Consider the following 12,001-nt stretch of genomic DNA (forward strand, 5'->3'; position numbering starts at 1 on the left):
GAGAGACGTTATTATGTTACCCGTTCTCGCCTCTTCGAGTGGTCATCGTGTCCCGACTTTTTTCTATCTTTGTCGCATTTGTCGCAAGTTTCCTGCTGATCGGTTCGGCCCAGGCCGAAGTCAAAGTACTCACCAGCATCAAGCCGCTGCAGCTGATAGCGGCGGCGGTACAGGACGGCGTGGCGATTCCGGAAGTGCTGCTGCCGCCCGGTGCTTCGCCTCATAACTACGCCTTGCGCCCGTCCGACGTACGGAAAGTGCAATCGGTGGATCTGGTGTACTGGATCGGGCCGGACATGGAAGGTTTCCTGCCTCGGGTGTTGAAAGGTCGTACGCTGCCGACCGTGGCCGTGCAGGATCTGCCGGGGATGAAACTGCGTCGCTTCGCCGAAGATAGCCAGTCTCACGCCGAAGATGCCGACGAACATGATCACGATCACCGCCCAGGCACCCTGGACGCGCATTTGTGGCTTTCGCCGATCAATGCCCGGGTGATCGCCACGAAAATGGCCGCCGACCTGAGCGCTGCCGATCCCGACAATGCGCCGCGCTATCAAAGCAACCTCAAGGCCTTCGATGAACGCCTGGATGCTTTGGACCTGCGTTTGAAGGCTCGCTTGGCGGGCGTCTCGGGCAAACCGTACTTCGTGTTCCACGAAGCGTTCGACTACTTCGAAGACGCTTACGGCCTCAAGCACACAGGCGTGTTCAGCGTGGCCGCCGAAGTGCAGCCGGGCGCCCAGCATGTCGCGGCGATGCGCACGCGGTTGCAGGAAGTCGGCAAGACTTGCGTGTTCAGCGAACCGCCATTGCGTCCGCGCCTGGCGGAAACCCTGGTGGCCGGGTTGCCGGTGAAACTGGCGGAACTGGATGCGTTGGGCGGCTACACCCCGGCGACCGCTCAGGGGTATGAGCAGGTGTTGGAGAAGCTGGGGAATGATTTGGCGGGGTGTCTGGAGTCGTTGTAACCCCACAGTACCTGTGGCGAGGGGGCTTGCCCCCGTTGGGCTGCGCAGCAGCCCCTGATTTTTGAAATCGAAATCGCAGGGGAGAGCTTAGCGCTCCAACGGGGGCAAGCCCCCTCGCCACAATTTAGAGGGCAAACGGCAACGATGTACTGACCTTCTGCCGCTGTGCCAAGCGCTGTTGAAACTCCATCGGATCGTGAATCAACACGTCCTGCCCGGCGAACGATTCCGCCGCAATCAACCGCGACAGCCAGAACCGCACACACGCCACTCGCAACATGGTCGGCCACAATTCGGCCTCAGCCGCAGTAAACGGCCGCAGGGTCGCATAAGCACCCAACAACGCCCGGGCTCGCGGTCCGTCGATCACGCCGTGTTCGTCCGAGCACCAGTCATTCAAGGCAATCGCCACGTCGTACAGCATCGGTCCGGAACAGGCGTTGTAGAAGTCGATCAGCCCGGTCAGGTGCGTGCCTTCGAACATCGCGTTATCGCGGAACAGGTCGGCGTGGATATTGGCCCGTGGTAGCGCCAGAATTTTCGTCTTTTGCTGAGTGATTTCGTCCAGCGCCCGTTGCAGCAGCTCGCTTTGTTCGGCGTTCAGGTGCGAGAGCAATTGCGTGCCCTCCTCCTGCATCCAGTCCAGGCCGCGATCAGTCTTGCGCTTGATCATGTTCGCCTGAGTCGCCAGATGCAGGTGACCGAGTAATTCGCCGACCTGGGCGCAATGCTGGGCGTTGGCTTCCTTGATGTGCTTGCCGGCCAGGCGCGGCTGCAACAGCGCCGGTTTGCCGGCCAGTTCACGCAAGGCCACGCCGTCGGTGGTGCGCAGGGCGTAGGGCACCGGCAGGTCAGCCTCGTGCAGCACATCGAGCAGTTCGATGAAGAACGGCATTTCCTGAACCGGACCGCGTTCAACCAGAGTCAGGACAAACTCGCCCTGCTCCATGCTGATAAAGAAATTGGTGTTTTCGCTACCGGCGGCAATCCCCTGGAAATCAAGCAGGCGGCCGAGCCCGTATGGGGCGAGAAAGGTTTCCAGCTCGGGCCGAGCCAGGGGGGTAAACACAGACATGGTTAAAAACTGCTCAGTTCGGGCGCCGCTATTAAAGCGGCGCCGATTAAAGTTAAGAAACTACTTCCAGGTAAAGATTTCCCACGCGGGAATCAGCATATCGGGCTGGTCCGAACGGATGTAATTGGCATCGGTCCCGTCCGCACGCACCAGGAAATACGGTTTCCCAACACTCGGCGTGACCTTGATGGCGTAAGTAAACCCGCCTTTCTTGTATTCCTGAATGACCTTGTCGCCTTCCTTGTGCGTACTGATAGTAACTTCCGGCTCTGCCGACGGCGCGTCATCCGCCGCCATGACGGCCAACGGAACGGATGCAAACAACCCAGCCAGCAACAGGCGATTTAGTGTGCGCATGATAACCTTGTCCCTTTGTCGTCAACGGTCCCGCTATTCTAGCGCCGGACCCGCCGAAAAGGTTGATCGTGCTCATGAGCCAAGCCCCCCTCGTCCTGGTGGACGGTTCTTCTTACCTGTACCGCGCCTTTCACGCGCTGCCACCGCTGACCACCTCCAAAGGCCTGCCGACCGGTGCGGTCAAAGGCGTGTTGAACATGCTCAAGAGTCTGCGCAAGCAGTACCCGGACAGCCCGTTCGCCGTGGTTTTCGACGCCAAGGGTGGGACGTTTCGCGATGACATGTACGCCGAATACAAGGCCAACCGCCCGAGCATGCCCGACGACATGCGCGTGCAGATTGAGCCGCTGCACCAGAGCGTGATCGCCTTGGGCTTCCCATTGCTGTGCGTCGAAGGCGTCGAGGCCGATGACGTGATCGGCACCCTGGCCCGCAGCAGCGCGGCAGCCGACCGCCCGGTGGTGATCTCCACCGGCGACAAAGACATGGCGCAACTGGTCGACGGCCACATTACCTTGGTCAATACCATGACCGGTAGCGCGCTGGACGTGGACGGCGTGAAGGAGAAATTCGGCGTCGCTCCCGAGCAGATCATCGATTATCTGGCGTTGATGGGCGATTCGTCCGACAACATCCCGGGTGTTCCGGGCATCGGTCCGAAGACCGCTTCCGGCCTGCTGGTCGGCGTGAATGGCGGCCTGACCGAGCTCTACGCGCAGCTCGATATCGTGCCGACCCTGCCGATTCGCGGCGCCAAGACCCTGCCGGCCAAGCTCGAAGAGCATAAGGAGATGGCATTCCTCTCCTATAAGCTGGCGACCATCAAGATCGACGTACCCCTGGACATCGGCCTTGATGACCTGCAAATGGGCCAACCGGATCACGACAAACTCGCCGAGCTCTACACCCTGCTGGAGTTCAAGAGCTGGTTTGAAGACAACCAGCGCGACGCCAAGCGTTCCGGCCAGGAAGTGGTTGCGCCAGTCGTTGAAGAAGCGGCCGTCGCAGCTGAACTCAAGTACACAACCATTCTCACCCAGGCGGATTTCGACCTCTGGCTGAAGAAGCTGAACGACGCCAAGCTGTTTGCCTTCGACACCGAAACCACCGGCATCGATGCGCAACAGGCGCAACTGGTGGGTCTATCGTTCGCGGTACAAGCCAATGAAGCGGCCTATATTCCGTTAACCCACTCCTACATGGGTGTACCGGAACAACTGGACCGCGACACCGTGCTACGCGCACTGAAACCGATCCTCGAAGATCCGAGCAAACTGAAGGTCGGCCAGCACGCCAAGTTCGACATGAACATCCTGGCCAACTGCGCCATCGGTGGCGATCAGAGCTGCGGCATCACGGTGCAAGGCATCGCCTTCGACACCATGCTCGAATCCTACGTGCTGGATTCCACCGCGACCCGCCACGACATGGACAGCCTGGCGCTCAAGTACCTGAATCACACCACCACCGGTTTTACCGACATCGCCGGCAAGGGCGCCAAGCAGCTGACGTTTGACCAGATTGCCCTGGAGTTGGCTGGGCCCTACGCCGCCGAAGACGCCGACGTAACCCTGCGCCTGCACCAAACCTTGCAGGCCAAACTCAATGCGATTCCGAGCCTGAGCAAGGTGTTGAGCGAAATCGAAATGCCGCTGGTGCCGGTGCTGGCGCGGATCGAGCGCCAGGGTGCGTTAGTCGATGACAAGCTGCTGGGCGTGCAGAGCGTTGAGTTGGGCAAGAAAATGGTTGAACTGGAACGCGAGGCTTATGCCATCGCCGGCGAAGAGTTCAACCTCGGCTCGCCGAAGCAATTGGGCGCGATCCTGTACGAAAAACTCGGCCTGCCAGTCCTCAGCAAAACCGCCAAGGGCCAGGCCTCGACCGCCGAAGCTGTGCTGGCGGAACTGGCCGACCAGGATTTCCCGCTGCCCAAGGTGCTGATGCAGTACCGCTCGATGAGCAAGCTCAAAAGCACCTACACCGACCGCTTGCCGGAGCAGATCAACCCGCGCACCGGGCGGATCCACACCTCTTACCACCAGGCGGTCGCGGCCACCGGGCGCTTGTCCTCCAGCGATCCAAACCTGCAGAACATCCCGATCCGCACCGCTGAAGGTCGGCGGATTCGCCAGGCCTTCATCGCGCCACCAGGCTACAAACTGCTGGCGGCGGACTACTCGCAGATTGAACTGCGGATCATGGCGCACCTGGCCAAGGACGAAGGTTTGCTGCACGCCTTCCGCAACGATCTGGACGTGCACAAGGCCACGGCGGCGGAAGTCTTCGGCGTTGAACTGGCCGACGTCACCACCGATCAGCGGCGCAGCGCCAAGGCGATCAACTTCGGCCTGATCTATGGCATGAGCGCGTTTGGTCTGGCCAAGCAGATTGGCGTCGACCGCAAGCAATCCCAGGCGTACATCGACCGTTATTTCGCCCGCTATCCCGGCGTTCTTGAGTATATGGAGCGCACTCGCACCCAGGCGGCCGAGCAGGGTTTCGTCGAAACCATCTTTGGCCGTCGACTGTATCTGCCGGAGATCAACGCGAAAAACCCGGCCCTGCGCAAAGGCGCCGAACGCACGGCGATCAACGCGCCGATGCAAGGCACGGCGGCGGACATCATCAAAAAAGCCATGGTGGCGGTGGATAACTGGCTGACGTCCTCGGGCCTGGACGCCAAAGTCATCCTGCAAGTACACGATGAATTAGTGCTCGAGGTGCGTGAGGATCTGGTCGATCAGGTGCGTGAAGAAATTCGCGCACACATGAGCAACGCCGTGACGCTGGACGTGCCACTGTTGGTGGAAGTGGGCGTGGGTAATAACTGGGATGAGGCTCACTGAGCCGTCTAAACCGGGGGTTTCTGCTGCGGTATTGTGCCGCGGCAGAATAGGGTCGAAGGGTGCTTAGTCCGAAAAATGCGCCGTGTTATTCCAAAGGCATTTGAAAATATTCTGAACTAATCTCCCGAATCGCCACTCAGAGTTACTGAATGGCTGGTGAAGCCCTTCGATGCTCCTATGTTGTGTTAAGTGTTGGCAGATATCTGGACCCCGCCCTAGCGGTCCGGAACTTGAACCCCGGAACTTCCCCCTCCCCATACGAAGTCCGGGGTTTTTTTTGCCTGTAGAAAAGTCCTACTCGGCAATCTGGGCAACCTCGGTGCCCTTGTCCGCCAATTCCATCCAGCCTGCCAATACAGTGTAGGCGTCTTCCAGGCCCATGCGTTTTGGCGCCGAGAACAACTGGATGCTGATCGCATCGCCCCAGCCTTTACGGATATCGGCCTGCACTTTGAGCAGGACGTTTTTCGCCGCGCCGTAGGTCAATTTGTCGGCCTTGGTCAGCAAAATGTGCATCGGCATGCCGCTGGCGACCGCCCAATCGAGCATCAGCAAGTCGAAGTCAGTCATCGGATGGCGGATGTCCATCATCAGAATCAGGCCTTTCAAACTCTCGCGACCGCCCAGATAAGCTTCCAGGTGACGTTGCCAGTGCAGCTTCAGCGGGATAGGTACTTTTGCATAACCGTAGCCTGGCAGGTCGACCAGACGCCGATCATCGTCTAGCTTGAAGAAGTTCAACAACTGCGTGCGACCCGGAGTTTTCGAGGTCCGCGCCAGGCTGGCGTGAGTCAGGGTGTTCAGCGCGCTGGATTTACCGGCGTTGGAACGCCCGGCGAAGGCTACTTCAAAGCCTTCGTCGTCCGGACATTGGTCGACTTTGGCAGCGCTGAGCATAAAGGTGGACTGTTGGCACAGGCCGAGGATGGGGTTCTTGAGTTGCATGGGATTTCCGATGTGGGCGGCGCCGGGAATGGACGCGGCAAGCGGTGTCGTTTCCGTTTCAGTAGCGCCAGTATATAATGCCGCAGATTTTGTGTGCGCTTTGTCCCAGCGTAGGATGAAGTTCACGAGAGCGAAAGACCTTGATTGCGCACTAGAACGCAGAACGCTCTCTACCCTGAAAAGGTCGTTTTATGACGAAATGGCTGCTAGCTGCCGGTGTCTTGATGCCGCTTTACAGCGCTCAGGCTACACAGGATCCGGAAGCTGTGTACAACCGTGTTTGTGGTGCCTGTCATTCCGGCCAACTACCCATGGCGCCCGAAAAGGGCGATCAGGAAGCTTGGACGCCGAGGTTGGCGAAAGGTATGGAGACGCTGGTGCAACACGTAACCCAGGGTTTCAAGGCGATGCCGCCGCGTGGTTTGTGCATGGACTGCAGTGCCGAGGATTACCAAGCCATCATCCGCTGGATGAGCGAGTAAACCCGGCCCATAACTCTTTAACCCTTAGCCGTAGTTGGATTAGCTGATGAACAAATTGATCGTGAGTCTGCTGTTGACCGTGGGGATCTCCGGCATTGCCCATGCTGCAGGTGATGCAACAGCTGGCCAGGCGAAAGCCGCAGTCTGTGGCGCCTGTCATGGCCCGGATGGCAATAGCATGGCGCCTAACTTTCCGAAACTGGCAGGTCAGGGCGAGCGTTATCTGAACAAGCAGTTGCACGACATCAAGTCCGGCAAGCGCACGGTACTGGAAATGACCGGCCTGCTGACCAACCTGAGCGATCAGGACCTGGCCGATATCGCCGCCTACTTCGCCAGCCAGAAAGGCAGCGTTGGCGCCGCCGACCCGAAAGTCGTGGCTCGCGGTGAAGCACTGTTCCGTGGTGGCGACCTGGCCAAGGACATGCCGGCCTGTACCGGTTGCCACTCGCCAAATGGCACAGGCAACGCCGCCGCCGGCTTCCCTCACCTGGGTGGCCAGCACGCTCAATACATTGCCAAGCAACTGACCGACTTCCGCAAGGAAGAAGGCGGCCGCACAAACGACGGCGATACCAAAATCATGCAAACCATCGCCAAAAAAATGAGCGATGAAGAAATTGCAGCGGTATCGAGCTACATTCAAGGCCTGCACTAAGGCCGGCGGATCAAGCGTTGCGCGAGGCGTACATCTCCTGCAACGTTAACGCTCTATTAATCTGTCGCAGCAAGTATAAAAAGGGTGGCTTAGGCCGCCCTTTTTTGTGGCCGCTGCCGTTACACTACAGAACTCAAGCCCGCCAGGACCTGTCTGAAAACAGGTCGCGCGAGGCGACCCAATTTGTCCAGGAGTAAAGCATGCGTAATCTGATCATCAGCGCCGCACTCGTCGCTGCCAGCCTGTTCGGCATGACTGCACAAGCCGCTGAAGCACCCGCCGCCCCTTACGTCGAACTGACCAACCCTGTTGCGGTGGCTGTCCCTGGCAAGATCGAAGTCGTGGAGCTGTTCTGGTACGGCTGCCCGCACTGCTACGCATTTGAGCCCGTGATCAATCCATGGGTTGAAAAACTGCCTTCCGACGTCAACTTCGTCCGCATCCCTGCCATGTTCGGCGGCCCTTGGGACGCGCACGGTCAAATGTTCCTGACCCTGGAAGCCATGGGCGTCGAGAGCAAGGTCCATGCTGCGGTGTTTAACGCAATCCAGAAAGAACACAAAAAACTGATCGACAAGAATGACATGGCTGACTTCCTGGCCACCCAAGGCGTAGACAAGGACAAGTTCCTGGCCACGTTCGACTCCTTCGCCATCAAGGGCAAGATCGTCCAGGCCAAAGAGCTGGCGAAGAAGTATGAGATCTCCGGTGTTCCAACCATGATCGTCAACGGCAAATATCGCTTCGACGTGGGTTCCGCCGGCGGTGCCGAGCAAGCCCTGCAACTGGCCGACAAACTGGTCGACAAAGAGCGAGCGGCTAACAAGGCTGCCGCCAACTAAGCGCGGCCCCTGCCATGCGCCGCTGGGGTACTGAACGCGTCGTTGGTCTGCATGAACCGCAGATCAACACGCATCACCTGGAATCGACGGGCCTGCCCGCAGACAGCCGTTTGCGCCTGCTCAGCTTCAATATCCAGGTCGGCATCAGTACCGAGCGCTATCGGCACTACCTGACCCGGGGCTGGCAACACCTTCTGCCTCACACCGGGCGTGCCGACAACCTGCAAAAGATCGGCAACCTGCTGGGCGACTTCGATCTGGTCGCCTTGCAGGAAGCCGATGGCGGCAGCCTGCGATCAGGCTACGTCAACCAAGTCGAACACCTGGCCCAACTGGGCGCCTTCCCCTACTGGTATCAACAACTCAATCGCAATCTCGGTCGCCTCGGCCAGCACAGCAATGGCGTGCTCAGCCGCCTGCGCCCGTGGGCGATTGAGGATCACCCTCTGCCGGGGCCAAAGGGCCGTGGCGCGATCCTGGTGCGCTTCGGCGAAGGTCCGGAGGCGCTGGTGGTCGTGATGATGCACCTGGCCCTCGGCGCCCGTGTGCGTAGCCTGCAACTGGCCTACATCCGCGAATTGATCGGTGGCTACAAACATCAGGTACTGATGGGTGACATGAACACCCACGCCAGCGACTTGCTGCAAAACTCCCCGTTGCGCGACCTCGGCCTGCTGGCGCCGCAACTGGAAGCGACGTTCCCCAGTTGGCGCCCCCAGCGCTGCCTGGACCACATTCTGCTCAGCCCGACCCTGACCCTGGAAAAGGTCGAAGTGCTGGCACAACCGATTTCCGATCACCTGCCGGTCGCGGTAGAGATTCGTTTGCCGGGTTCGCTCACGGCCGATGCATTCCCCGCGTTGAGTCCTGCCCCTCGCGGATCCCATGAATGAGCGACGAAGCACAGCGCTGGAAAGAGAAGTACCTCAAAAGCATCGAACAACAGGAAAAACTCGAACGGCGCTGGGATGCCCGGCTCGACCTGTTGCGTCGCGGGCTCGTGCGCAGCACCCTGGCGGCAGAGGGCACCGACCGCGCCGTTGATCTATGTATGAAGGAAATGCGCGAAGTGGTGCGCACCGATGACATGGACGCCGGCCTCGCCGCATTGCTGCCGCGCCTGGAAAAAGCCGTACTCGACTCCGAGCAGCGCCGCGAAACCCGGGCTGATCAAGTGAGCGCTGCATTGAACGCACTGGTCTCGCAGCTCCAGGCATTGCCACTGCCTCGGGAAGTCAGCCGGCCACTCAAGACCTTCGCCAAGCAACTGGATGGGCGCGTAAGCCAGGCCCGCGAGATTCCATTGCTGCTCAGTGAACTGAGCGGCCTTCAAGGCAAAGCACTGAACCAGTTGGAACACCCTGCAGAACCGGGACGCCCTGGCTTGTTGCAGCGGTTGTTCGGCAGCCGGGAAGCGGAAGAGGCTGCGCCACCGGTCGCCGCCCCCGACGTACCGCCGCCGGTCCAACAAACCGCTGCCGCCCCCGAAGCACCGCAAATAAAGGCCGAAGCCGCGCCAGTCAGCATTGCGCCGCAAACGGTGACAGCCCCGGTTGCGCCGGACTCAATCGTCGTTCCAGAGCCACCAGCGCCACCGCAGACAACACCGGCACCGGAAGTCGTGGCATTTGTCCCACCGGTTCTTGAGCCGCACACAGTACATTCTCAAGCTCAAACCGAGCAGCCGGCCCCTGAACAAGTCCAAGCCATCGCGCCAGTTCAACCCGCCATAAACCCGGACGAGCTGACCCCGGCGATCCACCCGCAAATACCGGTATTGCTCGACACCCTGCCCTTGCCTTCCGTCATGGCCGAGGCGCTGGCCGCCATCGACCCGGAACAACCTGAGCAAGATATCCTCTACGCCCTGCCGGACTCACCTGAGCCGTCCTACAGCTTCGTGGCCACGCACATCGAACAGACGCTGCTGGGGCTGCTCGACGACCTGACCCTGCCGGAACGCCATCGCCCGCAAGCCGAGGCGATGCGTGAACGTCTTCAGAATGGCTTGAACTGGTACGAACTGCTGCCGATCCTCGACGATCTGGCGACATTGATGCTGGCGATCACCGACAGCGGCCAACATGAATTCGAAGCGTATTTGCAGCAGCTCAATGAGCGCCTCGAGTCTTTTCAAAGCAATCTGCAAGCCGCCAGCGCTGGCCATGCGGACAACCGCTCGGCCGCACGGGAGATGGACACGCAGATTCGTGAGCAGGTAGACGGCCTGCAAACCAGCATGCAAGACGCCGCCAACCTGGAAGACCTCAAGCACGTCCTGGAAAACCATCTCGAAGGCCTGCTCGGCACGATGGACCAGCACCAGAAGCAGCGCGACGAGCGCGAGCAAGAAGTCGCCGCACGCTTGCAAAGCCTGGCTGAACGGGTTGCGCACATGGAGCAGGAAGCCCTGGGCTACCGCGAACACCTGGAAGAACAGCGGCAGAAAGCCCTGATCGACCCGTTGACCGGCCTGCCCAACCGTGCGGCGTGGAGCGAACGGCTCGAACACGAAATCGGCCAATGGAAGCAGCACGGCAACACCTTGATGCTGGCTATGCTCGATCTCGACCATTTCAAACGCATCAATGATAACTACGGCCACCTGGCGGGGGACAAAGTGCTGAAAATCATCGCCAGCGTGCTGCGCAAACGCCTGCGTGGTTCGGACTTCATTGCCCGTTTCGGCGGTGAAGAGTTCGTGTTGTTGATGCCGGCGACGGTGCCGGCCGCGGCGGCAAAACTGCTGGAAACCCTGCGTGCGTCGATTGAAGCCTGCCCGTTTCACTTCAAGGGCGAGCGAGTGACGGTGACTATTTCCATGGGATTGGCGGCGTTCAAGTCGGGCGAACACAGCGATATGGTGCTTAAAAGAGCCGATCAGGCGTTATACCGGGCGAAAAACGCCGGACGCAACCGAGTGGAAATCGACTAACGGCCAATTGTTCCATTTTGTTTAAAGCGGCGCTTTTGCCTTCTTCGCCCAAGGCATTACGTTACACTGTTGCATTATCGTCTTCCGTGTAACGTCTTCTGCCATGAAATTTCTTACCCTCATTGCCTCGCTTCTGCTGCTGGCCGGTTGTGCCAGCGGTCCGCGCTTCGACACCAGCCACCCTTCCACCAACTTCGACAGCCGCGTGCAATTCGTGGTGCTGCATTACACCAATGCCTCCCTGGAACGTTCGCTGCAGTTACTGACCCACGGCGAAGTCAGCGCTCATTACCTGATCGGCGACGACAAAAACGCGACCATCTACAAACTGGTGGATGAAAACCTTCGCGCCTGGCACGCCGGGGAAAGCGAATGGCAGGGTCGCACATGGCTGAACTCAAGCTCCATCGGCATCGAGATCGTCAACCCGGGCTTCAGCGAGACCCCTACCGGCGGGCGCCTGTGGTATCCGTACAGCGAAGCCCAGGTGCAGGCCCTGATCGTCCTGCTCAAGGACATCAGCAAGCGCAATGGCATCAGCCCACGACACATCATCGGCCATAGCGACATCGCCCCGCTGCGCAAGCTCGATCCAGGCCCGCTGTTCCCGTGGAAACGCCTGGCCGCCGAAGGCTTGGGTATTTGGCCCAACGAACAGGCAGTTGCGCGTCGGCAAGTACAATTCGAGGTCGAGTTGCCGAGCATCGGTTGGTTCCAGGAAGAGCTGGCGCGCCTGGGCTATGCGACGCCGCAAACCGGGGAACTCGACGTGGCAACGCGGCATGTGCTGGCAGCCTTCCAGATGCATTACCGCCCTTCCCGCTTCGACGGCGTGCCGGATGCGCAAACCGCGGCCATGCTGCTGTTACTTAATCAGACAAAATAATGACGCC

General features: G+C 59.8%; 11 protein-coding genes. 8 read left to right on the forward strand and 3 right to left on the reverse strand.

Features of this window, described 5'->3' with window-relative positions; genetic code table 11:
• Positions 1–47 precede the first annotated feature (47 nt).
• Positions 48–968 (forward strand): zinc ABC transporter substrate-binding protein, encoded by a 921-nt coding sequence (locus BK665_RS20640; protein WP_123408684.1) that lies wholly within the window; start codon positions 48–50, stop codon positions 966–968.
• A gap of 124 nt (positions 969–1,092) precedes the next feature.
• On the opposite strand, the gene BK665_RS20645 is transcribed toward BK665_RS20640, so the two are convergent.
• Both BK665_RS20645 and BK665_RS20650 read right to left on the reverse strand, forming a co-directional pair.
• Entirely contained in the window at positions 1,093–2,043 is a 951-nt protein-coding gene (locus BK665_RS20645; RefSeq protein WP_123408493.1) for a homoserine kinase, read from the reverse strand.
• A gap of 60 nt (positions 2,044–2,103) precedes the next feature.
• On the reverse strand, positions 2,104–2,400 hold the full coding sequence (locus BK665_RS20650; protein ID WP_123408494.1) for a DUF2782 domain-containing protein: 297 nt from the start codon (positions 2,398–2,400) through the stop codon (positions 2,104–2,106).
• A 74-nt stretch (positions 2,401–2,474) separates the two neighbouring features.
• Here BK665_RS20650 and polA point away from each other — a divergent pair, with 74 nt between their 5' ends.
• Positions 2,475–5,246, forward strand: a complete 2,772-nt coding sequence (gene polA / locus BK665_RS20655) for a DNA polymerase I (RefSeq protein ID WP_123408495.1) — start codon at positions 2,475–2,477, stop codon at positions 5,244–5,246.
• A 294-nt stretch (positions 5,247–5,540) separates the two neighbouring features.
• On the opposite strand, the gene yihA is transcribed toward polA, so the two are convergent.
• Positions 5,541–6,191: a ribosome biogenesis GTP-binding protein YihA/YsxC gene (yihA, locus tag BK665_RS20660; protein ID WP_123408496.1), complete on the reverse strand. Its 651-nt coding sequence runs from the start codon at positions 6,189–6,191 to the stop codon at positions 5,541–5,543.
• Between the two features lie 191 nt (positions 6,192–6,382).
• Between yihA and BK665_RS20665 the strand changes: the two genes are divergently transcribed.
• From BK665_RS20665 to BK665_RS20695, 6 genes are all read left to right on the forward strand, one after another.
• Positions 6,383–6,673: a c-type cytochrome gene (locus BK665_RS20665; RefSeq protein WP_123408497.1), complete on the forward strand. Its 291-nt coding sequence runs from the start codon at positions 6,383–6,385 to the stop codon at positions 6,671–6,673.
• A gap of 46 nt (positions 6,674–6,719) precedes the next feature.
• Complete coding sequence (locus BK665_RS20670) at positions 6,720–7,331, forward strand: c-type cytochrome (protein WP_123408498.1); 612 nt, start codon at positions 6,720–6,722, stop codon at positions 7,329–7,331.
• 200 nt (positions 7,332–7,531) lie between these two features.
• Positions 7,532–8,173 carry a thiol:disulfide interchange protein DsbA/DsbL gene (locus BK665_RS20680; protein WP_123408500.1) on the forward strand — a complete coding sequence of 214 codons (642 nt, stop codon included), beginning with the start codon at positions 7,532–7,534 and terminating at the stop codon, positions 8,171–8,173.
• Positions 8,174–8,187: 14 nt separating this feature from the next.
• Positions 8,188–9,066, forward strand: a complete 879-nt coding sequence (locus BK665_RS20685) for an endonuclease/exonuclease/phosphatase family protein (protein WP_123408501.1) — start codon at positions 8,188–8,190, stop codon at positions 9,064–9,066.
• Positions 9,063–11,108: a GGDEF domain-containing protein gene (locus BK665_RS20690; RefSeq protein WP_123408502.1), complete on the forward strand. Its 2,046-nt coding sequence runs from the start codon at positions 9,063–9,065 to the stop codon at positions 11,106–11,108. The genes BK665_RS20685 and BK665_RS20690 overlap by 4 nt, the downstream gene beginning before the upstream one ends.
• Before the next feature lie 103 nt (positions 11,109–11,211).
• Positions 11,212–11,994 (forward strand): N-acetylmuramoyl-L-alanine amidase, encoded by a 783-nt coding sequence (locus BK665_RS20695; protein WP_123408503.1) that lies wholly within the window; start codon positions 11,212–11,214, stop codon positions 11,992–11,994.
• Positions 11,995–12,001 lie beyond the last annotated feature (7 nt).

The sequence above is a fragment of the Pseudomonas frederiksbergensis genome (genome assembly GCF_003732665.1).
Classification (GTDB): Bacteria; Pseudomonadota; Gammaproteobacteria; order Pseudomonadales; family Pseudomonadaceae; genus Aquipseudomonas; species Aquipseudomonas frederiksbergensis_G.